The organism is Candidatus Planktophila versatilis (assembly GCF_002288265.1).
Classification (GTDB): Bacteria; Actinomycetota; Actinomycetes; order Nanopelagicales; family Nanopelagicaceae; genus Planktophila; species Planktophila versatilis.
Genome location: NZ_CP016778.1, coordinates 1,027,616 through 1,052,416, shown reverse-complemented (window position 1 = coordinate 1,052,416; position 24,801 = coordinate 1,027,616). Strand labels below are relative to the sequence as shown.

At 47.9% G+C, this 24,801-nt stretch carries 24 protein-coding genes; 18 read left to right on the top strand and 6 right to left on the bottom strand.

From position 1 onward, the window contains the following. The first annotated feature begins 2 nt into the window (after positions 1 to 2). Entirely contained in the window at positions 3 to 1,637 is a 1,635-nt protein-coding gene (groL, locus tag A1sIIB76_RS05365) for a chaperonin GroEL (protein ID WP_095675182.1), read from the top strand. A 69-nt stretch (positions 1,638 to 1,706) separates the two neighbouring features. Here the strand turns inward: groL and A1sIIB76_RS05360 are convergent, their stop codons facing one another. Next, positions 1,707 to 2,009 carry a WhiB family transcriptional regulator gene (locus A1sIIB76_RS05360; RefSeq protein WP_095675181.1) on the bottom strand — a complete coding sequence of 101 codons (303 nt, stop codon included), beginning with the start codon at positions 2,007 to 2,009 and terminating at the stop codon, positions 1,707 to 1,709. Between the two features lie 145 nt (positions 2,010 to 2,154). On the opposite strand from A1sIIB76_RS05360, the gene A1sIIB76_RS05355 reads away from it, so the two are divergent. The 6 genes from A1sIIB76_RS05355 to A1sIIB76_RS05330 all read left to right on the top strand — a co-directional run bounded on the left by A1sIIB76_RS05355 (position 2,155) and on the right by A1sIIB76_RS05330 (position 9,422). Beyond that, entirely contained in the window at positions 2,155 to 3,042 is an 888-nt protein-coding gene (locus A1sIIB76_RS05355; protein ID WP_095697169.1) for a MerR family transcriptional regulator, read from the top strand. A gap of 44 nt (positions 3,043 to 3,086) precedes the next feature. After that, entirely contained in the window at positions 3,087 to 4,202 is a 1,116-nt protein-coding gene (gene guaB / locus A1sIIB76_RS05350) for an IMP dehydrogenase (RefSeq protein ID WP_095697168.1), read from the top strand. A gap of 2 nt (positions 4,203 to 4,204) precedes the next feature. After that, positions 4,205 to 5,317, top strand: coding sequence for a GuaB3 family IMP dehydrogenase-related protein (locus A1sIIB76_RS05345; RefSeq protein WP_095697167.1), 1,113 nt, complete (start codon positions 4,205 to 4,207; stop codon positions 5,315 to 5,317). Beyond that, positions 5,307 to 6,857 carry a glutamine-hydrolyzing GMP synthase gene (gene guaA / locus A1sIIB76_RS05340; RefSeq protein ID WP_095697166.1) on the top strand — a complete coding sequence of 517 codons (1,551 nt, stop codon included), beginning with the start codon at positions 5,307 to 5,309 and terminating at the stop codon, positions 6,855 to 6,857. The genes A1sIIB76_RS05345 and guaA overlap by 11 nt, the downstream gene beginning before the upstream one ends. 12 nt (positions 6,858 to 6,869) lie before the next feature. Continuing rightward, a complete protein-coding gene (locus A1sIIB76_RS05335) occupies positions 6,870 to 7,508 on the top strand; it encodes a peptidylprolyl isomerase (RefSeq protein WP_095697165.1) in 639 nt (212 codons plus the stop codon). A 186-nt stretch (positions 7,509 to 7,694) separates the two neighbouring features. Continuing rightward, positions 7,695 to 9,422 carry an IlvD/Edd family dehydratase gene (locus tag A1sIIB76_RS05330; protein ID WP_095697164.1) on the top strand — a complete coding sequence of 576 codons (1,728 nt, stop codon included), beginning with the start codon at positions 7,695 to 7,697 and terminating at the stop codon, positions 9,420 to 9,422. Between the two features lie 14 nt (positions 9,423 to 9,436). Here A1sIIB76_RS05330 and eno read toward each other — a convergent pair whose 3' ends face one another. From eno to A1sIIB76_RS05305, 5 genes are all read right to left on the bottom strand, one after another. Beyond that, positions 9,437 to 10,705: a phosphopyruvate hydratase gene (gene eno / locus A1sIIB76_RS05325; protein ID WP_095697163.1), complete on the bottom strand. Its 1,269-nt coding sequence runs from the start codon at positions 10,703 to 10,705 to the stop codon at positions 9,437 to 9,439. Then, on the bottom strand, positions 10,702 to 11,697 hold the full coding sequence (locus A1sIIB76_RS05320) for a phosphotransferase (RefSeq protein WP_095697162.1): 996 nt from the start codon (positions 11,695 to 11,697) through the stop codon (positions 10,702 to 10,704). The genes eno and A1sIIB76_RS05320 overlap by 4 nt, the downstream gene beginning before the upstream one ends. 3 nt (positions 11,698 to 11,700) lie before the next feature. Then, positions 11,701 to 12,396: an SDR family oxidoreductase gene (locus tag A1sIIB76_RS05315; protein ID WP_095697161.1), complete on the bottom strand. Its 696-nt coding sequence runs from the start codon at positions 12,394 to 12,396 to the stop codon at positions 11,701 to 11,703. Between the two features lie 3 nt (positions 12,397 to 12,399). Continuing rightward, positions 12,400 to 13,323 (bottom strand): U32 family peptidase, encoded by a 924-nt coding sequence (locus A1sIIB76_RS05310; RefSeq protein ID WP_095675171.1) that lies wholly within the window; start codon positions 13,321 to 13,323, stop codon positions 12,400 to 12,402. An 80-nt stretch (positions 13,324 to 13,403) separates the two neighbouring features. Continuing rightward, the gene (locus A1sIIB76_RS05305; RefSeq protein ID WP_095697160.1) at positions 13,404 to 14,294 is read right to left on the bottom strand and encodes an SMP-30/gluconolactonase/LRE family protein; all 891 of its coding nucleotides are present in this window, start codon (positions 14,292 to 14,294) and stop codon (positions 13,404 to 13,406) included. A gap of 118 nt (positions 14,295 to 14,412) precedes the next feature. On the opposite strand from A1sIIB76_RS05305, the gene A1sIIB76_RS05300 reads away from it, so the two are divergent. The 11 genes from A1sIIB76_RS05300 (at position 14,413) to A1sIIB76_RS05250 (ending at position 24,798) form a co-directional block, all read left to right on the top strand. Next, positions 14,413 to 15,177, top strand: a complete 765-nt coding sequence (locus A1sIIB76_RS05300; protein ID WP_095697159.1) for an SDR family NAD(P)-dependent oxidoreductase — start codon at positions 14,413 to 14,415, stop codon at positions 15,175 to 15,177. 243 nt (positions 15,178 to 15,420) lie between these two features. Further along, positions 15,421 to 16,440, top strand: coding sequence for a sugar ABC transporter substrate-binding protein (locus tag A1sIIB76_RS05295; protein WP_095697158.1), 1,020 nt, complete (start codon positions 15,421 to 15,423; stop codon positions 16,438 to 16,440). A 79-nt stretch (positions 16,441 to 16,519) separates the two neighbouring features. Beyond that, entirely contained in the window at positions 16,520 to 17,290 is a 771-nt protein-coding gene (locus A1sIIB76_RS05290; protein ID WP_095675168.1) for an ATP-binding cassette domain-containing protein, read from the top strand. A gap of 7 nt (positions 17,291 to 17,297) precedes the next feature. Next, the gene (locus A1sIIB76_RS05285; protein WP_095697157.1) at positions 17,298 to 18,302 is read left to right on the top strand and encodes an ABC transporter permease; all 1,005 of its coding nucleotides are present in this window, start codon (positions 17,298 to 17,300) and stop codon (positions 18,300 to 18,302) included. An 18-nt stretch (positions 18,303 to 18,320) separates the two neighbouring features. After that, positions 18,321 to 19,223, top strand: coding sequence for a dihydrodipicolinate synthase family protein (locus A1sIIB76_RS05280; RefSeq protein WP_095675166.1), 903 nt, complete (start codon positions 18,321 to 18,323; stop codon positions 19,221 to 19,223). Next, positions 19,216 to 20,154 carry a sugar kinase gene (locus A1sIIB76_RS05275; protein ID WP_095697156.1) on the top strand — a complete coding sequence of 313 codons (939 nt, stop codon included), beginning with the start codon at positions 19,216 to 19,218 and terminating at the stop codon, positions 20,152 to 20,154. The genes A1sIIB76_RS05280 and A1sIIB76_RS05275 overlap by 8 nt, the downstream gene beginning before the upstream one ends. Then, positions 20,151 to 20,771, top strand: a complete 621-nt coding sequence (locus A1sIIB76_RS05270; protein ID WP_190286227.1) for a bifunctional 4-hydroxy-2-oxoglutarate aldolase/2-dehydro-3-deoxy-phosphogluconate aldolase — start codon at positions 20,151 to 20,153, stop codon at positions 20,769 to 20,771. The genes A1sIIB76_RS05275 and A1sIIB76_RS05270 overlap by 4 nt, the downstream gene beginning before the upstream one ends. Continuing rightward, a complete protein-coding gene (gene dgoD / locus A1sIIB76_RS05265; protein WP_095697154.1) occupies positions 20,768 to 21,931 on the top strand; it encodes a galactonate dehydratase in 1,164 nt (387 codons plus the stop codon). The genes A1sIIB76_RS05270 and dgoD overlap by 4 nt, the downstream gene beginning before the upstream one ends. Before the next feature lie 5 nt (positions 21,932 to 21,936). Continuing rightward, entirely contained in the window at positions 21,937 to 22,695 is a 759-nt protein-coding gene (locus A1sIIB76_RS05260; protein ID WP_095675162.1) for an SDR family NAD(P)-dependent oxidoreductase, read from the top strand. 93 nt (positions 22,696 to 22,788) lie between these two features. Further along, positions 22,789 to 24,000, top strand: coding sequence for a CaiB/BaiF CoA transferase family protein (locus tag A1sIIB76_RS05255; protein WP_095697153.1), 1,212 nt, complete (start codon positions 22,789 to 22,791; stop codon positions 23,998 to 24,000). A gap of 3 nt (positions 24,001 to 24,003) precedes the next feature. Continuing rightward, positions 24,004 to 24,798 carry an enoyl-CoA hydratase/isomerase family protein gene (locus A1sIIB76_RS05250; protein ID WP_095675160.1) on the top strand — a complete coding sequence of 265 codons (795 nt, stop codon included), beginning with the start codon at positions 24,004 to 24,006 and terminating at the stop codon, positions 24,796 to 24,798. The last annotated feature ends 3 nt before the right edge of the window (positions 24,799 to 24,801 follow it).

Genomic DNA, 24,801 nt, shown 5'->3' with positions numbered 1-24,801 from the left:
CCATGGGAAAAATGTTGGAATTCGACGAGCATGCTCGTCGCGCAATGGAACGTGGAGTTAATCAACTCGCGGACACAGTCAAGGTAACTCTTGGGCCTAAGGGTCGCAACGTGGTTATCGCAAAGTCATTTGGTGCACCAACTATCACTAATGATGGTGTGACAATTGCAAAAGAGATCGAACTTTCAGATCCAGTAGAGAACATGGGCGCACAGCTTGTTAAGGAAGTTGCCACAAAGACCAACGATGTCGCTGGTGATGGAACAACGACTGCAACAGTTCTGGCTCAAGCGATGGTCAAGGAAGGTCTTCGTAACCTTGCTGCCGGTGCCCAGCCAATGGATCTCAAGCTCGGTATCGAAGCAGCTGTAGAAGCAGTTTCAGCGCGCCTTCGCGAAAATGCAACAGTAGTTAAGGACAAGGCACAGATTGCTGACGTCGCAACTATCTCTGCTCAAGATCGCGCAATCGGTGACCTCATTGCAGAAGCAATGGACAAGGTCGGTAAAGATGGCGTCATCACTGTGGAAGAAGCATCAACTACCGCACTTGAACTTGAGTTTGCAGAAGGTATGCAATTCGATAAGGGTTACATCTCGCCATACTTCGTCACAGATCCAGATCGTATGGAATCTGTATTAGATGACGCCTATGTGTTGATCTCGGCAAATAAAATCTCAGCCCTACCTGAACTCCTACCTCTCCTAGAGAAGGTTTCACAGGCAGGAAAGCCGCTTCTGATCATCGCCGAAGATGTTGAAGGCGAAGCACTTTCTACTCTTGTGGTAAACCGCATGCGCGGAGTATTTACTTCAGCAGCCGTTAAGGCACCAGGCTTTGGAGATCGTCGCAAGGCAATGTTGCAAGACATCGCAATCTTGACGGGAGCCACAGTCATCTCAGGTGAAATTGGCATGAAGCTAGAGGCGGCAACACTTGAAGATCTCGGTCGCGCTCGTCGCATCGTGATCACCAAGGATGCAACCACAATCGTTGATGGAGCTGGCGATAAGGCACTTGTTGCTGGTCGTGTGAGTGAAATTCGTAACGAGATAGCAACCTCTGACTCTGATTGGGATCGCGAGAAGCTACAGGAGCGCGTTGCAAAACTCGCTGGTGGCGTCTGTGTTATCAAGGTCGGTGCACACACTGAAGTTGAGCTTAAAGAGAAGAAGCACCGCTTAGAAGATGCTATCTCTGCAACTCGCGCTGCTGTGGAAGAAGGAATCGTTATTGGTGGAGGAGCAGCACTTGTTCACGCTGCCGATGCTCTCAATGACAACCTCGGCTTCACAGGCGATAAGGCAGTTGGTGTGGCACTCGTTCGCAAAGCTTGCGATGAACCACTTCGCTGGATTGCAGAAAATGCTGGACTTGAAGGCTACGTAGTAGTTGCAAAGGTCCGCGCACTGAAATCACATGAGGGCTTCAACGCTGCAACTGATGTCTATGGCGATCTTGCAAAAGATGGCGTTATCGACCCAGTGAAGGTAACTCGCTCAGCACTTGCAAATGCTGCCTCTATCGCTGCGATGTTTATTACAACAGAAGCTGTTGTATTTGAGCGTCCGGCTGATCAAGAGCCAGCAGCTGGTGGACATGGACATTCCCACGGTCCTGGCGGGCACGGACACTAATAAAAAAGTTGATAAGAAAACCCCCGTACTGAGTACGGGGGTTTTTCTCTTCTAGTAATTATTTGATAATTATGATGCGTGTGAAATAACTGGTATGCCGCGCTGTATCAAGATTGCGCTGCGATCATCTTCTGATAGACCGCCCCAGATTCCATAGGGTTCTTGGACGGCGAGCGCGTGGGCGCGGCAGGCTGCAATGACCGGACATGATGCGCAGATAGTCTTCGCGGCATTCTCGCGATTGCGACGACGGGGTCCACGTTCTCCATCAGGATGGAAGAACTTCTCAGAGTCCATCGATCGGCAGGCACCTTGGTACTGCCATTCCCATTGCTCAGCAATAGGTTGAGGAAGTCGTGATAGTTCAGCCATGATGGTTCTCCTTTTCCCTAGGGATCTCAGAGGATACAATCGTTTCATAGGTTGTTCAAGAGGCAATCGTTCCGTGTCTTGTTCAAGGGCCAAAATGTCCGTTTTTCAGGTGGTGAGTTGAGCCACTTTCCGACAGGATTACGTCATGGCTGCCATAGGTGAAGAGAAACTCACCGTGGCGGCGGTGGCTCGCCGGATTGGCGTAGCCCCGGCAACTCTTCGCACCTGGGCCCGCAGATATGGCCTTGGTCCATCGGGCCACGAAGCCGGTGAGCATCGTAAGTATCTCCCGCAAGACCTCGCCAAATTGATCATGATGCGACGGTTGATTGTTGCCGGAGTGAGTCCGGCAGAGGCTGCCGAACAAGCCCTATCTCATAAGGGCAGTCTTAACCTGGAGCAGATCGTAGAGACGGTTCACGAGCGCTCTGATGTGGTGGATGCGATTGTGAGCGCTGCGCAATCACTTGATCACAATTTTGTTGAGGCGCTATTGCGTCAGGAAATTTCTCAATTCGGAGTCATTGATAGTTGGCATGAGGTCATGGTTCCGGTCTTAATTATCGTTGGCGATATCTGGGCGCAAACTGGTGAAGGAATTGAAGTAGAGCACTTACTTTCGGAATCAATCACAAATGTTTTGCGTGATTTCTCAAGGGAGATTAAGAGCCCTATCAATCCTCGTCCGGTGCTGCTGGCATCTGTCGGGGAGGAGCTGCACTGTCTAGCTTTGCATGCACTTACCGCCGCACTTGCTGAATTGAATATCGAATGTCAGGTAATGGGGGCGCGAACTCCGCTGGCAGCGCTATCTACGGTCGTAACTCGCAGCGCCCCACCTGCTGTATTTCTCTGGGCTCAGTTAGCAAAAAATGGTGATCCTAAATTCTTTAAGGAAATTCCGAATGTTCGCCCAGCCCCGCGAGTTGTCCTAGGTGGCCCTGGCTGGGACCGAGATCAATGCCAAGAGGTTGCCTTTGCTGAGGATTTAGCGCTCGCCTGTTCTGAAATCAAGCAGGCAATCGGCGCTTAATTCTCAAGTTAGACTAGGGCGCTCAACCACAGTACGGAGGGCTCATGAGCGGCGATAACGACAAAGTCGCGATGCTCGGGCTGACCTATGACGATGTCCTGCTTTTACCTGATGCATCCGATGTTGTTCCCTCTGAAGTAGATACCTCCACTCGCCTAACTCGAAACATCACTTTGGCCGTGCCACTAGTTTCATCTGCCATGGATACCGTGACTGAATCCACGATGGCAATAGCAATGGCTAAAGCTGGTGGAATTGGGATTATTCACCGTAACTTGCCGATCGATGAGCAAGTCACGCATGTGAAGTTAGTAAAAAACGTTGGTCTTGCTGGGGCAGCAGTTGGTGTGGGCGATGATGGATTTGCACGCGCACAAGCACTCATTGAAGCCGGGGTGGATGTTGTTGTCGTAGACACAGCTCATGGACATCACCGCGCCGTACTCGATGCAATTGCGCGAATAAAGAAGTTTTCTTCCACCATTGAAATCATCGGTGGCAATGTGGCAACTCGCGCCGGTGCCCAGGCGCTGATCAACGCTGGCGCCGATGCCGTCAAAGTAGGCGTTGGTCCCGGATCAATTTGCACAACCCGCGTTGTTGCAGGTGTGGGTGTTCCGCAAGTGACTGCGATTATTGAAGCAGCGAAAGCATGTAACAAGGCTGGCATCCCACTCATTGCAGACGGTGGACTTCAATATTCAGGTGACATCGTTAAAGCAATTGTTGCTGGTGCACACTCTGTGATGCTCGGTTCATTACTTGCTGGGTGCGAAGAATCTCCTGGCGAACTCGTGGAAATTGATGGGCGCACATACAAGGCATACCGCGGTATGGGTTCCCTCGGTGCCATGCAATCTCGCGGTGAACAGAAGTCATATTCGAAAGATAGATATATGCAAGATGATGTTCTTTCTGAAGACAAACTTGTCCCCGAAGGCATTGAAGGAAAAGTTACCTATCGCGGCCCCGTGGCCGATGTTGTTCACCAACTTGTTGGCGGACTTCGTAGCGGCATGGGTTATGCCGGTGCACCCGATATCGAAACGCTGCGACGTGAAGGTCGCCTCATTCAAATTACTGCAGCTGGCTTACAAGAGAGCCACCCACATGATGTTCTGCATGTGGCCGATGCCCCCAACTACAGCAAGAAGAAATAGCTATGGATTACGAAATCGCACCCGGAAAAAGAGCCCGTCACGCCTATTCATTTGACGATATTGCCATTGTGCCAAGTCGTCGTACTCGTACCCCGGAAGATGTTTCCACTACCTGGCAGATAGATGCCTATAAGTTTGATCTACCACTGATTGCAGCACCTATGGATTCAGTGGTCTCACCAGAGACTGCGATTGCGATAGGAAAACTGGGCGGTCTAGGAGTACTTAACCTTGAGGGGTTGTGGACTCGTTATGAGGATCCACGTATTCCACTCGGTGAAATCGCATCGATGCCAGATCAGCATGCAACACGTCGCATGCAAGAGATTTATTCCGCACCTATCCGGCCTGAACTGATCAAAGAACGTATTAAGCAGATTCGCGATTCAGGTGTCACTGTTGCGGCATCACTTTCACCACAGCGCACCGCCCAACTTCACAAGGCGGTGATTGATGCAGGTGTGGATATCTTTGTTATTCGTGGAACCACAGTGTCTGCCGAGCATGTTGCCGCCGAAAATGAAGCACTGAACTTGAAGAAATTTATCTATGAACTCGATGTGCCAGTGATTGTGGGCGGGGTTGCAACAACAACTGGCGCACTACACCTCATGCGCGCTGGAGCTGCTGGAGTTCTCGTTGGTTTTGGCGGCGGAGCTGCCCACACAACCCAAACAGTTCTTGGTATTGAAGTTCCGATGGCAACAGCAGTTGCCGATGTTGCAGCAGCTCGTCGTGAATACCTCGATGAATCTGGCGGACGTTATGTCCATGTTATTGCCGACGGCGCCGTTGGAAAATCTGGAAACATTGCAAAGGCGATTGCATGTGGAGCAGATGCGGTCATGATGGGCGCAGCACTTGCCAAGGCTGTCGAATCTCCAGGTCTTGGTTGGCATTGGGGTTCTGAGGCATACCATCCTGAGGTTCCTCGTGGTCAGCGCATGAATGTGGGAACCGTGGGAACACTGGAAGAAATTTTGAATGGGCCATCACATGCATCCGATGGTTCTATGAATTTATTTGGTGCACTACGTCGTGCGATGGCCACCTGCGGATACTCAGATGTGAAGTCATTCCAGCGCGTAGAAATCGTTATGCAGCATGGCCGATAAGCACGGAGTACTTGTCGTCGATTTCGGCGCACAGTATGCACAGCTCATCGCCCGTCGCGTGCGGGAAGCAAAGGTATATTCCGAGATAGTTCCATCATCTATTACGGCAGCTGAAGTAAGTGCAAAGAACCCAGAAGCAATCATTCTCTCGGGTGGCCCATCTTCAGTCTATGCAGATCACGCACCTAAAGTTGATCCAGCAATCTTTGCACTTGGTATTCCGGTATTTGGAATCTGTTATGGGTTTCAAACAATGGCCGCCGCCCTTGCTGGCGTAGTTGCCCAGACCGGTAAATCAGAGTTTGGTCGCACCCCACTTGATGTGAAGGGCGGCTCTAAGATTTTTGCTGGACTTCCTACATCACAATCCGTATGGATGTCACATGGCGACGCCGTCTCGGAAGTACCGCGTGGCTTTAGCATCTCGGCATCCACTGCCGACACCCCAATTGCCGCCTTTGAGGATGCAAGTGGAAAATTAGCTGGCGTGCAATTTCATCCAGAAGTTCTGCACTCAGAACACGGCCAGGCGATTTTGCAGAATTGGCTTATTAACATCGCAGGATGCATTCCATCATGGACTACTGCAAACATTGCCGAAGAAGAAGTTGCCAAAGCGAAAGCTGCAATTGGCGCAAAGCGAGTAATTTGTGGCCTCTCTGGTGGGGTTGACTCTGCAGTTGCCGCAGCAATTGTGCAAAAGGCAGTCGGAAACCAACTCACCTGTGTCTTTGTCGATCACGGTTTACTGCGCAGCGGAGAATCTGAACAAGTCCAACGTGATTTTGTCACCGCAACTGGAATCGAACTCGTTGTAGTTGATGCGCGGGAGCAGTTCCTTTCCGCCCTGGCTGGTGTGATTGATCCGGAGACAAAACGAAAGATTATTGGCCGCGAATTCATTCGCTCATTTGAGTCAGCAGCCCGCGATATTGCGGCTGGGGGAGATGTTGAATTCTTAGTGCAAGGCACCTTATATCCCGATGTTGTGGAATCAGGAGGCGGCACCGGAACTGCCAATATTAAATCTCACCACAATGTGGGCGGCCTGCCCGATGATTTAAAGTTTGCATTAATAGAACCGCTGCGCACTCTCTTTAAAGATGAAGTACGTCAGGTGGGTCTGGAACTTGGATTACCGGAAGAGATTATTTGGCGCCAACCATTTCCTGGGCCAGGCCTTGGCATTCGCATCATTGGTGAAGTAACACAAGAGCGTTTAGATATCTTGCGCGAGGCAGATCTCATCGCTCGCCAAGAACTCAAAGCTGCTGGCCTTGATCGTGAGATTTGGCAGTGCCCAGTAGTTCTGTTGGCCGATGTTCGAAGTGTTGGCGTGCAAGGCGACGGACGCACATATGGTCATCCCATCGTGCTGCGTCCGGTTTCAAGTGAAGATGCAATGACAGCCGATTGGTCGCGAGTTCCCTATGATGTGCTCGAGAAAATTTCTACCCGCATTACCAATGAAGTTCGTGAAGTAAATCGGGTAGTCCTAGATGTCACAAGTAAGCCACCCGGCACCATTGAGTGGGAATAGGAAAAAAAGAGAATGAGAAAAGTAAGTGCGATTGCAGTAGCTGTATTGGTTCTAGCTGGTGCACTCATTTCGGTACAACAGGCAAGTGCTGCGCCAATAGTCTGCAAGCCAACAACAGCTAAAGCGCACACGCCCTTAAAAACAGTTCCGCCACAGAAGCCTGCTAAGCCTCTTCCCAAGTCAATGACACTTAAAACAAACTGCGGAGATGTAGTAATAGCACTCGATGCAAAGGCACCATTTACTGTTACTCAAATTACCGCACTAGCTAAAGCTGGTTACTACAACAAGAGTCTCTGTCATCGAGAAGCGGTATCTGGCTTTGAAATGTTGCAATGTGGCGATCCAACTGCGCAAGGTAATGGGGGACCAGGATTTACGTATGGGGATGAGAATTTACCTATCGGCAAAGCTCTGGCATATCCAGCAGGCACAGTGGCAATGGCAAACGCTGGGCCAAACACAAATGGCAGCCAGTTCTTCCTCGTATTTGGAGATTCACCTGCTCTGGGGCCCTCATATTCAATTTGGGGAAAGATTACAAAAGGCCTTGATGTGTTGAGATACATCGCATCCAAAGGCGTTAATGATCCAAGTGGAATCGGAGCGCCAAAGATAAAGGTTGCTATCGAATCAGTTGTTGTTAAATAACGTAACGTTGCAAACTTTGAGTAGAACTTTCCTTCATTTGTCATAAATAATGGCCTGAATCTCATAACAAAAGTGAGCAAGCCGAGGGACCTATCTTCAGGGATGCATTTGCTATTAGAATCATGACCTTAAGGTAGACAGGTAGCTAGTCACGCTAGTTGGTGAACTCAATATCAGGAGGCAATTGTGTCCGAAGAAGTATTTGCTCGTAGAAGTGAGAACTGGTTTGCGCTAAAGGACAAACACGGATTCATTTATCGCGAACGCTTACGCAATCAAGGCTACGCCCCAGATGTCTTCATCAATAAACCTGTCATTGGTATTGCGTCTACTTGGTCTGAGCTCAATCCTTGCAATGGCCACCTCAACCGAGTCGCAGAGGCTGTTAAGCGTGGAGTCTGGGAATCTGGTGGTTTCCCACTTGAATTTCCTGCCATGTCATTGGGTGAACCAATCATGCGCCCAACAACTATGTTGTATCGCAATTTGCTGGCAATGGAGGCCGAAGAATTAATTCGTGCCAATCCTTTAGATGGCGTTGTACTTCTTGCAGGTTGCGATAAGACACCTCCCGGATTGCTTATGGGAGCTGCAAGTGTGGATCTTCCAACTCTGATGATTACCGGTGGACCAATGCTTAATGGTCGCTATCAAGGAAAGACTCTTGGTTCTGGCACTGCAGTGTGGAAATACAGTGAAGAACTTCGCGCCGGCAAAATGACAATTGAAGAGTTCTTTGCGATGGAGAGCTGCTCAGCTCGTTCCAACGGAAGTTGTATGACTATGGGAACTGCGTCCACAATGGCATGTGTTACCGAAGCGCTCGGCGTGCAATTGCCAGGAAGTGCCGCAATTCCAGCAGTTGATGCTCGCAGATACTCAACTTCCCATGAAGCTGGCCGTCGCATTGTTCAGATGGTCCATGAAGATCAACGACTTTCTAAAGTCCTCACCCGAGAAGCTTTTGAAAATGCGATCCGGGTAAACGCCGCTATTGGTGGCTCAACAAACGCTGTTGTTCACCTCCTTGCAATCGCCGGCCGTATTGGCGTGAAACTAGAGCTCGATGACTTCGACCGACTAGCACGCGACGTTCCAGTCCTATTAAACCTCATGCCATCAGGTAAGTATTTGATGGAAGAGTTCTTTGATGCAGGCGGCCTTCCTGTGGTTATGAAGGAAATTGAAAGCTTGCTCCATACAGATCACATCACTGTTTCTGGAAAAACTGTTGCAGAAAATATTGCGAACGCTAAATCATGGAATGACGATGTCATTACTCCAATGGCCAAGCCGTTCCAGAAAGCGGGATCGGGCATCGTTGTCGTACGTGGCTCGCTGGCACCAAATGGCGCTGTTCTAAAAATTTCGGCAGCTACTCCTTCGCTCTTGCAACATCGTGGTGTGGCAATGGTTTTTGATCGCATCGAAGAGTATTTAGAAGTAGCTGATGATCCAGATTTAGATGTCACTCCAGATACCGTGCTAGTTCTTCGCAACGCTGGACCAATGGGATATCCAGGTTTTCCAGAAGTTGGAAACATGCCCCTACCTAAGAAGATTCTTGAGATGGGTATTACCGACATGGTGCGCGTCTCTGATGCTCGCATGAGCGGAACTGCCTATGGAACAGTTGTACTTCATGTTTCTCCAGAAGGTGCCGCAGGTGGCCCACTTGCGCTGGTTGAAAACGGCGATGAGATTGAACTCGATGTTGCGAATCGATCACTTACGCTACATGTGAGCGAAGAAGTGCTGGCCGAGCGCCGAGCCAAGTGGAGTAATCCAAATCCGCTTCCCGATCGTGGTTGGTCACGGCTTTATGTGCAACATGTTCAGCAGGCACATTTAGGTGCAGACTTTGACTTCCTGGTAGGTGGAAGTGGATCGGGAATTCCGCGTCACTCTCACTAACTAAATCGCATTACTTAGAATGGTTGAGCGAAGCTCGTCTCTTCCGTAGCTTCTAACTCAAGTAAGCGGTTCCATTTTGCAGTGCGTTCTGAGCCATGGGTTGAGCCCACTTTAATTTGCTGCGCCTTCGAACCTGTTGCTAAATCTGCCAGCCAACTATCTTCAGTTTCACCAGAGCGAGCGGAAAAAACAGTCTTAAAGCCCGCCCCATGGGCGCTTTCGAGGACGCGAAGAGTGTCAGAGACCAGCCCATTCTGATTCGGCTTGATAAGAATTGCGTTTGCACTCTTCTCCGCAATCCCACGCTCAAGTCGCGACTGGCTCGTTGTAAACAAATCATCACCAAGTAATTGCAAATGTGGCGGTGCAACTGATGCAAAATTTTTCCATGAATCCCAGTCATCTTCAGCGAAAGGATCTTCAATCGAGATGATGGGTTGGTTCTTCACAAGATTGGTGATGAAATCTACAAATTCTGCTGATGTGTAACTCTGCTTTGCATTATGAAGTTGATACTGACCATTTTCAAAGAATTGTGTGGATGCAATATCTAGCGCAAGGGAGACATCGACAGCTGGCTTTAGGCCAATCTCCTCAATACATGAGACCACAAAAGAGCAGGCATCCTCTATCGAATCAAATGGAATTCCGAGGCCACCTTCATCTGCAACTAGGTGAGTAACTAGGCCTTTATCCTTGCCTCGAACCGCAGCAAGCTCTCGTATTGCAACAATCCAGGAAAGGGCTTCTGAGAAAGATGTTGCACCATGTGGAAGTACAAGTACATCTTGAATATCCAATGTGCGGTTGGCATGAGCACCACCCGAGAGAATATTAACCATCGGCATTGGAAGTAGGAGATTGCCGGTGGGGGTGAAAAAACGAGCCAGTGATTGGTTCTTACTATGTGCCTCCGCTTTTGCGCCAGCAAGTGAGACTGCAAGCGTGGCGTTTGCTCCTAACCCCTTACGGCTGGTACTCGGATCAATTTCCCTTATTTGATTGTCAATGGTGTGGAGGGCAACTTCTTTACCAACAAGTGCTGGTGCAATTTTTGTATTTATATTTGCAACTGCGGTAAATACTGACTTACCACCATAGAACTTCTCGGCAAGAGCAGTGCCGGCATCTCGTAATTCAAGAGCTTCATGAGCACCTGTCGAGGCACCTGATGGAACTCGAGCGGTATGAACAGATGTGTCAGCAAGGGTGATCGCTGCAGCCACTGTCGGGCGACCCCGGGAATCAAGGACTTGGAATGCCTGAACTCTTGTGATCTTCATTGAGATTCCCCGTTAAATAGTTCTAGTAAATTCATGGGAGCTGTCTCAGAGAGGGCACCCTTGCATAGCTTGGTCAGCCCGATTTGAGCTGATTCATCTAAGTAATTTACTAGTGAAGTTCCCTCAACTCGGGCAAGTGCGATGAGTGCGGTGTGCCAAGCAAGAGAGGGTGCATGTGTAATTTCGCTCTCGGCATCGTATGCCTTAAGGAAATCCTGCGCTGTTTGACGAAGGAGTCCTCGGTTATGAGAATCTTGCTCTCGATGAAATTTACAGAGTAAGTGGGCAGTGAGAAAAGCTAAATCAAATACTGGATTACCAGTATGCGTCACCTCAAAATCTAGAATGTATATATCTTGATCTTCACTGATCATTATGTTCTTCGGTGAAAAGTCGCCATGAACTAGCGTCGTTTTTTCACTCTTTAACTCCTTGACCAAGCTCATAATTCTTGGAGACAGCGGCGGATTCTTACCAGCAACGGTGCCATAAAAGGGAGTAATGCGAAGTTGTTCAAAGAGTAAATCTTCCGAGAATTTCTTTCTTGATTCTTCGGAGCTACGCCCAAAGTTATGCCACGTAGCTAGCGTGTGGCCAAGTTTTGCCCCTATCTCTGGATAGATAACCCCTTGAAGTAAATCTGACTTCCAGACCGTTGCAGAATGTGGAACTCGCTCGAGTACGAGGGTGAATAAGTCAGGATCGTAATCAACAAGCGCTGGCACTTGTTGTGGGGAGAGAGCGTGAAAAGTCTCGATTGCATGGGCCTCAACAATGGCCCGGCGTTGATCTGCCTCCCATTTTGTTGCCACCTTTAACTCGGCAAGTGCCTGCTTTAATACCAAGTCTTTCGATGGAGTCTGAACAGCAAGAACTACATTGGAAACGCCACCAGTCAGGATTTCAACTGTTGCTTTCTCAGTGTCAGAAATGACCCCTCTAGCTTGAAGATATGCAACTACCGTATCTTCAGTGAGAAGTTCAACACTCATTACTTAAATAACTCTCGAAACCGAGAATGCATTATCTACGAAGATGCTTTGTCCTGAAATCGCCGTATTTGATTCGCTGGCTAATAAGTAAGCGCTATTTCCAACATCTTCCGGAGTAACCAATCTTCCACCTGGGGTTGCATTTTCCACATTCGCTATCTGTGCAGCTGTAAGCAATTTCTCCGCCATTGGTGTTTTTACGATCCCGGGGAGAATTCCGTTAACAAGAATTCCTTTTGCACGACCAAGATCTACCGCCATTGATCTTACTAGTCCGCCTACCGCGGCTTTAGAGACGGTGTAAGACATTTTATCTTGGCGAGTAGATAGCTCCCACAGCGAACTTAAGATAACTATTCGCGCACCTCGTTTGATTTTATCGTGGTGCATCAACCCAGCTGTTGCCTCGGTGATTGCGACCACGTTACCTTCGAATACACGTAGCAGCTCTTGAGTCTGACCGCTTATCACACTGTCATTTGTGTTCGTTCCTTGCGCAAAAATAACGGCATCGAATTCAACATCTGCAATCTCAGCCGGAAGATGGTCCTTGGTTATTGGCAAGAGAAAAGAGTGGGCAAGTGTTGATGGTGAACGCACCGCGCAGTAAACGTTCCAATCGGCTTTCACAAATCGAGCATGGATAGCGCCACCTAGGGCACCCGTTGCACCAAAGATTAGAACGTTATTTGTTGCCACAAATTAACCCTTGTAGTCATAGCGCGTAAGCATGGAGTGACCAATTGACGCTCTACGAACACGTTCGCGCGCTGTTGATTCAACGAGACCTTGGATATGGCCGCCGGATGGATAGAGGCCAGGAGAGTTGCGCACCGTAAATTTCAGATAAACAGGGGCGGCAACTCGTACTAAGTCTGGAACTTCATAGTGACGAACAGCCCCACCGAAATCATCGGGACCCTCAACGTAAACATCGAGTGGAACATCTACCTGGGCACGAATTGCAGCAATCTGTTGCAGCGATAGATCTGTTGCAAGATTAAGAGTTGATGCACCTAGCTCTTCCAAAATCTTTGCCGTAGCTGGATTAGTGCAAGGCAGCGCGACCGAGGTTTTCAAAATGAAATCTTTCGGCAAATCGCCCTTCTTCTTCGCTTCACCCAGAACGGCAAGTAGTCCTAGATCTCCGACAAGAACGGAGCGAAGTCCAAGGCTTGCACCATGGAGCACATCTTCAACTGCATAACGAAGTTGATCAGCACCACGAAGAGTAGGCGCGGCTACTCCGCCAGCGGATGAGACAGGTTGCTTTCCGATATCCCATGCAGCGCGCGGGCCAACAAAGAGACAGACCTCAATCTTTTCTTTCTTGCCTATTGCCACCATCTCTGCGATTTCATCATCAGTTTGCATCATGATGCCGGAACCTTGGGAGATGCGATCAATCTTTAGTTTACGTTTCTTTGCTTCTTCAAGAACAACCTTGAAGGCTGCTGGACCTTCGACAGATGGAATCTCAATTTTCCAACGACTGCCATCTTTAAATCGCTTTGCAGATTCGGGAATTGCATCTGCATCTTGGCTCTGCACACCTTGGTTCTTAAGAAGTGAAATTGACTTCTTCATCGGTCCTTTTGGATCTCGAGTTGAAGGCCAGTTAGCCATAGGTGTAGCCCAATCTGTGGAGGCGAAAATCTATTTCCGCAGTGAATAAAAGTTAAGCGTAAGTGTAACCACCCCTGGACTTACATAGGGAAGAGGTTGGTCGCAACCCCTTTGACACCGGGCTTGCAGATAAAGGTCATACCGGACTGTGGCACGGCATCTGCTTGGCCATTATGTGCGGTTGTGATTATCAAAGTATCTAAATTAGGACCGGCAAATACACAGCTCGTGACAAAAGGAGCAGGAATATTAATTTCAGCGGTAATTCTGAAATCTTTATCGAAGCGTCGCACAACAGAGCCACCCCAGAATGCAACCCAAAGGCCGTCTTGCTCATCTATCGCCATGCCATCAGGAAGAGCCGGGTCTCCTTCGGGGACTTTCCACATCGCTCTTCGGTTGGAAATTGTTCGACCATCAGCAGCCACATCAAATCGATCGATACTCAGCGCCATGGTATCGATGTAGAAGAATGCGTCATTTTTAAATGACCAATCCATTCCATTGCTGATTGTTATATCACTAACAATGCGCTCTAGAAAAGAACTATTAGGCGTGTATCGATATAGCGCACCTGCATGAGGCTCCACGTCATAAGCCATTGTGCCAAGCCACAGGTCACCGTTGCGAGAAACTTTTGCATCATTCCAGCGAGTAGGAGTTGTATCTACATCGCCTACGACAGTTGATCGTGTTGGTAGCTGGTGAATTTTTCCGTCCGGACCTCGCAATACCGGCCCACTGACAGTTCCTAAAACTTCACCACCATGCGTGCGAGGAATAGCGAAGGAGACATGCTCTGAGGTGTCGTAGCCGCCTGCAATCCCAGTTTCGAGGTTGCGCCACATGACTTGGTTCTCAAGAATATTGACCCACATCACGTGGTTGTTTCCTGGTCCTGAAGATGTAGGGCCTTCACCGAGAAGGCATTTTCGCTCGTCAAAGACTTCCACTGAGATTTTAGTCGACATCTGCCAGCCCCTTAAAATAAGCGCTCAAAAAGGTTTCTACTGTATTCAAGTTAGTGTAAATTGCCGTAAATACTCAATAGGTGAATGAAACTTTTTACGCCAAACCGAAGGGCTCATCATGACCGAAGACCTCACATCACTCGCTGGGCAGATCTCGGTAGTTACTGGCGCTGCCAGTGGCATCGGGCGAGCATCGGCTATTCTGCTTGCTCGCCGTGGTGCTCATGTCATTGCACTCGATGTCAACGAAACTGGCTTGAAATCTGTTGTGGATGAGATAAAAAGTAGTGGCGCCAGCGCCGCTTATCACATCTTTGATTTGGGTTCTGAGGAAAATGTACGTCAAAGGATTAAAGCTATTGAGAAAGAGCACGGCCGAATTGATTCAGTGGTGAATGCCGGTGGAATTACGGGACCAACGGGAATGCAGACAGAAGATATAACCTGGGAACAATTCCTCAAGCCACTAACAATCGATCTCTTTGGTGCGATTTGGATTACGCAAGCAGTGATGCCACTGATGAAAGAGCGCAAGTATGGGCGCATTGTGCAAGTAGTTTCTATTGCAGGCAAAGAAGGCAACCCTGGAATGTCGCCATATAACACTGCAAAGGCTGGATTAATTGGCTATGTAAAAGGTGTAGCAAAGGAAGCTGCCGCATCTGGCGTAGTAATTAACTCATTGGCCCCAGCGGTAATTCGCACAGCGATAAACGAGAATACAACCGAAGATACGATGAAATATATGATCTCTCGAATCCCGATGGGTCGAATCGGGGAGTCAGAAGAAGTCGCTGAGATGATTGCCTTTATGGCATCACCAGCTTGTTCCTTCACCACAGGATTCACCTTTGATATCTCAGGCGGGCGCGCAACGTATTAACCGTAAGGAGTACTAGGCAAGCCCTACAGGAGGGTCTAAGAGTTTGTCTAGTGGGGTGCGGTATTCATTCTTTTTTTCTTAGCGATAAGTCTCAATTAATGTGCGCTCAGAAGTGCCCTAAAGATGCTTTATGCGGAGTTATCTAATCGTTACTCAGCCGTGATGCAAACCCCTTGTTTCTCCATTAAGTATGAAGTATAAAAGGGGCGGGTCGATTCACGATTCAAACTCTAGGAGGAATAAATGTCAATCAAGAAAGCTAAAGTTGGCTTTGTTGCACTTGTCTTTGCAGCTTCTTCACTTGTTGCGTTTAATAGTGCAACATCTGCAAACGCAGCAGCAACAGGCCAGTGGTGCAAAGGTGTAAAGATCGCCGCATTCCCTGGTGGTCCACAAGGTGGTGTCTTTGCAAATAACGTTTATAACGGTTATCGCCAAGCTCAAAGAGATCTAGGCCCAACAGTGAAGTACTACTTCTCAGATTGGGATCCTGCAAAAATGGTAACCCAGTGGAAAGAAGCTATTGCAACTAAGCCAAACGGCATTGCAATGTACGGCTTCATGGGACCAGAAGCTGCTAAGCCACTAGTCGAGGAGTCTTTCAAGAAAGGCATCATCGTCACAACATTGAACACATCACTTACAGATCTACAAGCCCAGTATTCAACACAGGGATTTGGCTATGTCGGTGCGGTTAACTACAAAGCTGGAGTAGATCTAGCATCAGAAATGGTTAAGCGTGGAAAACTTGCTGCTGGCGACTCAGCATTCGTTTGGGGCCTCAAGGGTCAAGGCGGAGATCGCGGTCAACGTACAGTTGGTGTAATTGATGGCTTCGAAAAACTGAAGGTTAAAGTTATCTATCAGGAAATCGATCAAGCTACCAACACAACACCTGCATCAGGCGGTCCAACATTTGCTGGAATCATGGCAAAGAACCCTAATGTGAAGGCTGTTGTTACTGATCACGGTGGCTTAACTGCTACTGCAGCAACATATATGAAGGCAGCAAACTTGAAGGCAGGATCTGTCTACTTCGGTGGATTCGACGTATCTCCTGCAACAACAACTGCTATCGAGAGTGGCTTCCTACAACTCGTAATCGATCAGCAACCGTTCTTACAGGGATATCTACCAATCCTTCAAATCTGTCTAACCAAGAAGTTTGGTTTCTCAGGTCTTGATGTGAATACAGCTGGTGGATTCGTTGATAAGTCAAACGTTGCAGTCGTAGCACCACTTGCAAAGGTAGAAATCCGCTAATAAATAGCTGATAAATTAGTGTGTGTCGGTTGGGAAGGTAATTCCCAACCGACACACCTTTTCGAAGGGGTTCAGACATATGTCCGGTAGTGCACCAGTAATTCAATTGAAAAATGTTTCAAAAACATTTGGCGAGGTTCGCTCTCTATCTGGAGTTGATCTAGAAATTTATCCTGGCGAGATTGTTGGCCTACTTGGCGATAATGGCGCTGGCAAATCAACCCTAGTTAAGACAATTATGGGTTTCCACAAGCCAGATGAAGGCGGCGAGATTTGGTTTAAGGGCGAGAAGATAACCGACTGGAGCGTGGCTAAGGCCCGTGACCTGGGAATTGAAACAATCTACCAAGAGCGCGCACTCTGTGAACTACAACCTATCTGGCGCAATATGTTCATGGGTAGAGAGATTAAAACTAAATTTGGTCGATTAGACGTTAAGAAAATGAGAAGCGAAGCAACCCGCCTCATGAGCGAACACATGGGTTTCACATCAACGGCAGTGCATCCTGATAATGCAGTCTTAACTATGTCCGGCGGTGAAAAACAAGGAGTGGCAATCACAAGAGCCCTTTATTTTGATGCCGAGCTCGTGATTTTGGATGAGCCAACAGTAGGCTTGTCTCTATCAGAAACTAAGAAGACGCTAGATTTTGTTCAAAACATCAAGAAATCTGGTCGTTCGGCAATCTTTATTGACCACAACATTTTCCATATCTACCCGGCTGTTGACCGGATGATTGTGCTCGATCGCGGCAAAGTGGCCGGCAACTATAAAAAGAGTGAAATTACAATGGATGAGTTAATCGAGAGCATGTATCGAGTTGCTCGCACCGGGTCAATAAAGGAGTAATGAGATTATGAGCGAAAGAACTGATTCAAAGGTAAAGAACAACGCAGCCCGTCCGCCATCATTTTGGCGCAGATTTGGAATGCAATTTGGTATCTGGGGAGTTGGAATTGCGATGTGGCTCGTTTTTGTGGTCACAGCCTCCGAAGCATTTACTTCTAAAGATATTTATTTGGCCTTCGCTTCGAGTACTCCACTCTTTGCCCTGATGGCAATTCCACTAACACTTATTGTTATTACCGGAGAGATTGATCTTTCTTTCCCTGCCGTGATGGCGCTCTCCACAGCAACATTTGCCAAAATTTACCAAGGAACGGGAAATATTTGGCTGGGCTTTGCAGGGGCACTGATTGCCGGAACTCTCTCTGGATACTTCAATGGCTGGCTAGTAACTTACTTTGCTATTCCGTCACTTGTAATCACTATTGGTACTGGATTTCTATTCCGCGGAATCGAACTTGCTTGGATGAACGGCTCCGGAGTTGGCCTTACAGATAAGGAGCTAGCCGGCGTCTCTAACCTTCTTGTAGGTAGATCCTTTTTCGGTATCGCAAATCAATTTTGGTGGGCAGTCCTAGCCACAATCATTTTGTGGTTTGTACTCAATAGAACTCAATTTGGTGCGCATGTTTTCTTAACTGGCGACAATAAAACATCTGCCCAATTGATGGGTGTGAATGTCAACCAAGTGAAGAGACGTACCTTTGCAATCATGGGATTCTTCGCGGCCTTTGCCGGCTTAGTCGCATCCTTTGAGGTTTCATACTTCTGGCCAACACTAGGCGAAGGACTTCTGATGAACTCAATTGCATCAGTGTTCTTGGGTGGCACCTCTGTATTCGGTGGCATCGGAACCGTCACTGGCACATTTGTTGGCTCATTCATTATCGGAGCTATCAATGCCGGAATTGTTGCCTCTGGAATCAACGCCTTTTACACCCAAGTATTCTTTGGGCTAGTAATCATTTTATCCGTGATTATGCAGGCAGTTATTTCTAAGAAAATCAAGCGCTAGTAATTAGGATAAGACCGGGTGAGCATCAAAGGCGTTTGCCCGGTTTTATCTGTTCCTTTCACAACAAAAGGTGAAGTCGATTACGAAAGCTTTCGCGCGCTCTGCCGTTGGATTATCGAGATCGGAACGAAATCCACTCTGTTCTTCGGGGTGGCAAGTGAGAATATAAAACTCTCCGACCCAGAGCGTTATCAACTCTTGGATATCCTGCTGACCGAACGTGCTGGCTCAGATCTGAAGATCATTACCACGGTGGCAGATCACTCATCAGAGCTGGCAGTAATTCGAGCAAAAGACTATGAAGCAATGGGTGTCGATTACATCAATATTTTGCCACCGACATTCTTTGCGCCAACTGCTGCGCAAATAGATTTTCATCTTGAATCTATTTTGAAGTCGGTCAAAATTCCAGTGGTAATTCAACACCTTCCGCAAGCCGGTGGAATGGCTGATGTTTCAGGGCTTGTGAATCTTGCAAATAAATATGAGAATCTGCAAATTATCAAATGTGAAGCGAATCCACCTACAGAATCAATCAAGACTGTTAATTCCTTAACTAACGGTCGAGTCAGAACTCTTATTGGCTGGGGTGGAATCTTTTGGAAAGAGGGAGTTGCCGCAGGTGCTGACGGACTTCAGCCGGGGTGTGGTCTCACTGATCTGTATCTCTGGGCAGAGCGAGCATTGCTCGCAGGTGATCACAAGGAGTTTGATTCACGGCTAGATAGGTTTATCCCGCATATCGCTCGATGGATATCAAATCTCGATTTACTTATCGCTGCTGAGAAAGATGTTCTTTTTAAGCGTGGAATTATTGAGACGAACTACTGTCGGAATCCGACCGTGTCACTTGATGTAGATACGTTAAGAGAGATTGAAGAAATGCTCGCACTTGTTGAAGAGGTGCAGACAAATGTCTGATCTCTATACCCTGGGCGAAATGATGGGGCTCTTTCTTGCAACTGATACTGATGACGTAGCGACAGCGGCAAAATTTGAGTTATCTGTTGCCGGCGCCGAAGTAAATGTTGCAGTTGCGGTGACGCGCCTTGGGCTGCGTGCAACTTTGATTTCGCGGCTCGGAGCCGATCAGCTGGGAAAGAATATTCTTGCGAAACTGAAAAGTGAGGGACTGAGTCTTGATGGGATTAAAACCGTTGAGTCTTATACCCCTGCACTGGTGCGTAATCGTGGCAAAGAGAATCCGATAGATGTGACCTACCTTCGTAAATCATCTGCCGGCTCAACAATCTCTGTGGCAGATATCAAAGAGGAAGAGATTGCCTCTGCTCGATGGGTGCATATGACTGGAATATCTGTTGCAATCTCGGAAAGTTCTGCTGGCGCAGTTGCAAAGGCAATGGATTTAGCCCGCAAAAACAACATTCCAATTAGCTTTGATATCAATCTGCGCCGCAAACTATGGAGTGAATCGCAGGCTGCTCAGGCACTTCATTCACTCATTCATGATGTTGAACTCGTTATCGGTGGCGTGGACGAATACGCCGTGGTCTGGGGAAGTAGCGACCCGGAAGAAAATCTTCGACTAGCTGGTGCTGCGGGTGCAAAAACAGCAATCATGACTGCGGGTGATCAGAAAATGCGCGTGCTGCACAATGGCGAAAGGTTCGACATATCCCCAGAAGTTGTAGAAACTGTGGATCCTGTTGGTTCTGGGGATGCTTTTGTGGGAGGTACGATTTCTGGAATTTTAGGTGGACTTTCAATGCGAGAATCAATTTTGCAAGGAAGTACATGTGGCGCACTCGTTGCATCACACTTGGGGGACTGGACAGGTCTTCCATTTGGCACATCAGGTGTCATCTCTCAGAGATTGGTAAAGAGTTCATGAGCGCACTAGAGGAATTTGAGAAGAGTTCTATAGTTGCCATTATTCGTACTAAGACATCGGCTGAAGGCAGGAGCGCGGCGCATGCCTTACATAGTGCAGGCATTACCTCTTTTGAATTTACGACAACAACACCCGATGTCTTTGATCTGATTGAAGAATTCTCAGCCATCAAGGGAATCACAGTTGGAGTTGGAACAGCTATGAGCCCTGCACATGTCATTAGCGCAAAGAAGGCGGGAGCTACATTTGTTCTCTCACCACATACAGATGCTGCAGTCATTAAGAAGACTCTTGATCTCAACCTTCTATCAGTTCCAGGTGTTGCCACGCCTACCGATGTGGCTCGTGCGCTGCAGGCTGGTGCGAAAGTTTTGAAACTCTTTCCAGCCTCACACTTTGGCCCCGCCTATTTGAAGGCGGTTCGAGATCCATTCCCAGAAGCCAAATGGTTGGCTACCGGTGGAGTAAGTGTAGAAAACATTAAGGATTGGTTTGCTGCAGGTGTTTTAGGCTTCGGAGTCGGGGGACCTTTACTAGGTGGCGGAATTCCAGAAATTCCTACAAGGGTTGCAGCTTTCATCGCTGAAATTAAGAGAGTGAAATCGGGTAAAAAATGAAGATAACTAAAATAACAACAACTGTCGTCAATGCCAAGATGCGCAATTGGGTTGTTGTCCGGGTATATACAGATGTCGCAGGACTTATTGGAATTGGTGAAGCTACTCTGGAGTTTCAAACACAAGCGGTCGTTGGTGCGGTAGAAGATTTAGCGCCGCTACTTGTCGGCCGCGACCCACGTGAAATCGAGCGCAATTGGCAGATTCTTTACCGGCACCCATTTTTTAAAGGTGGAGCCGTGACAATGTCTGCAATAAGCGGAATTGATCAAGCGCTATGGGATATTTCGGCAAAAGATTTAAACGTTCCACTGTGGCGCATTCTTGGTGGCTTAGCCCGAGATCGAGTACGCATGTATGACCACCTTGGTGGTGGAAATTCTGATGCCGTTTATAACTCTGACAGTGTCTCTTCCTTTGAAGATAAGATGAAGCAGAGCATCAAAGATGGATTTACCGCAGTGAAAATTCTTGCGGTTCCGCAATCGGCACCGCTTGGAGATGCACAAAAACTTCGCCATGCAGGAGAGTTGATGGAATCAGCCAGACGTGCTGCTGGACCAGATGTAGACATCATGATTGATTTCCACGGACGAACAACTGCCGCGATGGCGATTCAATTCGCTGAGGTTTTAGCTCCTTATAAGCCACTCTTTCTCGAAGAAATTGTTCCACCCGATCAACATGAAGCGCTGAAGCGGGCTCGAGCAAAGATCACTGTTCCGCTTGCCACAGGTGAACGCCTGCTTCACCGTGAGGATTTCCTGCCGCTCCTCGAGGATGGTCTTATTGATGTCGCTCAACCGGATGTGTGTCATGCAGGTGGCATTACAGAGCTACGAAAGATTTCAGCGCTCTGTGACACATACGGAGTTACGATGGCGCCACATAACCCACTTGGCCCTATTGCAACTATGGTCAACGTACATCTTGGCCTGACTACACCGAACTTCCTCATTCAAGAAGTGATGCGCTCGGATGTTTCTTGGCGTTCAGAAGTATTTTCTGGCGTCCCAGAAATCAAAGATGGTCATATTTATCCACCGACTGCACCGGGAATCGGCGTTGAGATGGATGAAAAAGAAGCAGCGAAACACCCATTTGTATCGGGTATTCCGGTTCAATGGTTCCACAACGACGGCTCAGTAGCAGATTGGTGAAAGAAATGAAACTTCAAAATGAACATGTTTTTGTCACAGGTGGAGCATCTGGAATTGGTGCAGCAATTGTTTTAGATGCTGTTCAACAAGGAGCTCGAGTCTCGTTCTGTGACATCGTAGTCCCAGCCGGTGAAGCCTATGCAGCCGAATTGACGGCGCAAGGATTTAAAGTGATGTTCCATCAAGCAGATGTGGGTAAGTTTGATTCACTTAAGACGGCCCATGATGCGATTGTAAAAGAGCTCGGTCCAATTACAGGCTTAGTCAATAACGCAGGTGTGAATTCAAATGCAGATGCAGTTGAAATGACCGATGAAGAGTGGAACAAATTCTTTGATGTAGATTTAAAGAGCGTCTGGCATACTGCAAAATTAGTATTACCTTCAATGCGAGCAGCTAAGAAGGGTGCGATTGTTAATATTGCATCAATCCATGCGCGCATGACCTACCCAAAGTATTTCCCATATGCAGCTGCAAAGTCAGGCGTCATTGGTTTGACCCGCAACTTGGCACTTGATGAAGGCATCCACCAGATCCGCACCAATGCGGTCTCACCTGGGTACACCCTCACCCCGTTACTGCTGTCGTGGTTTGAAATGCTGCCTGAAAAGAAGGCCGAATCAATGGCGGTGCAACCAATGGCTCGCATGGCACAGACATCAGAGATCGCAAAGGTTGTTACCTTCCTTCTCTCCGATGATGCCTCATTTGTGAACGGGGCAGATTGGATCGTTGACGGCGGCCTGAGCTGCCGATTTGCATAAATGGGATAAAACCCCAGTTCAGCAAGGCAATAACCCGGTAGATGGCAGCGAAATTTCGTTGACATTGAATTCTTCATAAGAAAGTATCTATCCATGAATTCAGCTAAAGGCGCCCTAGATAACCTGCGCGTAATCGATGCAACACAGATGTTGGCAGGACCCATTGCCGGAACTCGACTCGGTGACCTTGGCGCTGATGTAATAAAAATTGAGCCGCCTGTTAATGGTGAATTTAATAGAACTCGCGGATTCGAAGATCGACAGAGTAATGGCGAGATGACCACATTTCTTGCAGTCAATCGCAATAAGAGATCGCTTTCAATCGATCTTAAGAGTGCAGAAGGAAAAGAAGTTCTCTATGAGCTAGTGAAGAAATCTGATGTCTTCTTGCAAAACTTTAGATTTGGAACTGCAGACCGCCTGGGAATTGGTTACGCGGACCTTAAGAAGATAAACCCCAAAATTGTTTACTGTTCTATTTCGGGTTACGGATCTTTTGGGCCTTATCGAGATCGCCCAGGGCAAGACCTCATTGTTCAGGGCTATAGCGGTTCGATGTTTAGCGTTGGAGCGCTAGGTGATGACCCAACTCCGAGTGCGCTCTGGGGCGCTGACGTGATGACTGGATATCAGGCAGTTATAGGAATTCTTGCCGCAATTGAATCACGCCATCAGACTGGCACTGGTCAACACGTTGAAATCGATATGTTGTCAGTCGTGATGGATTGTCAGCTTCAAGAGATTGTGACTTTCTTAAATACAGATCGTATGCCAACTCGTATGGAAGAACGGAGTGCGCATGCCTCAATTCCAGCACCATATGGCGTGTATAAAACAAAAGATGCTTGGCTAACTTTGGCCATGGTGCCGCTCTCAATTCTGGGCGAAGTTCTGGATAATGATTTCCTGCGAACCTTGACGCACTACAACGACGGACATAAACATCGTGATGAGATTTATAAGCTAATTCGACATAGTTTCCAAGAGAAGACTACTGCTGAGTGGATTGAAATCTGTGATCGAGTCGGAGCATGGTGTGGGCCGGTGTATGACTACGAAGCTCTTGTGAAAGATCCACATATTATTGAAACAAAGTACATCTGGGAACAACCGCAGCTGCGGGGTGGAAGTGCAAAAACCGTACGCCCTCCGGTGCGTCTTTCTGATACTCCACCAACTATTCGCCGCGGTGCACCTGCTTTAGGTGAACATACGAAGGAAATTTTGATTGATCTTCTTGGAATGCCGGCCACGAAGGTTGAAGAGCTCATTAAGTCTGGCGCCGTCGGAACAGTGAAGGAGTAAGAAATGGCTACACCACTTACAGGACAGGTCGATTTTGAAGTTCATGGAAAAGTTGCCCATCTCATTCTTAATCGCCCCGAGAAGATAAATGCGATGACCGTGACTATGGATGAGCAGATGAATAGCTACATCTACGAGATTAATAACAACTTAGAAATTCGCTCTGTACTTCTTTATGGCAAAGGCGAGAAAGGTTTTTGTGCTGGCAGCGACCTCACTGATTTAGGCGAATATGGAAGTAATTGGGAATATCGCAATCGCTTTGATCGTAATCTTGATTATGCCCGTGCAATCTGGCTTATCAAGAAACCTGTCGTTGCATCTCTTCACGGCTGGGTAATTGGTGGCGGACTTGAAATGGCATGTGCTTCAGATATTTGCGTGGCTTCTCCTGATGCAAAGTTTTTAGCAGGTGAGATTAGATGGGGTTGGCATGGTGGTTCCGGCCAGACTCAATTGCTCTCACACAGAGTGGGTCCTGGAAATGCCTCGCTCTTTCTATTGCACGGAGAACCCGTCTTGGCAGCTGATGCACTTCGCATGGGTTTGATCCAAGAGTTAGTACCCAGAGAAGAAGTGCTTAATCGCGCCATTGTTATTGCGGAATCTATCGCTGAGAAAGCTCCTATCGCGGCGCAAATGACCAAGCACATGGTGCGAATCTCACAAAGCATTCCGCTAGAAACCGGACTGCTCTACGAAAATGATTCTTTTGCATACTGCATGACAACTGAAGATGCAGCTGAAGGCCAAAGAGCTTTTGCAGAAAAACGTAAACCAGAATTTAAGGGACGGTAAATA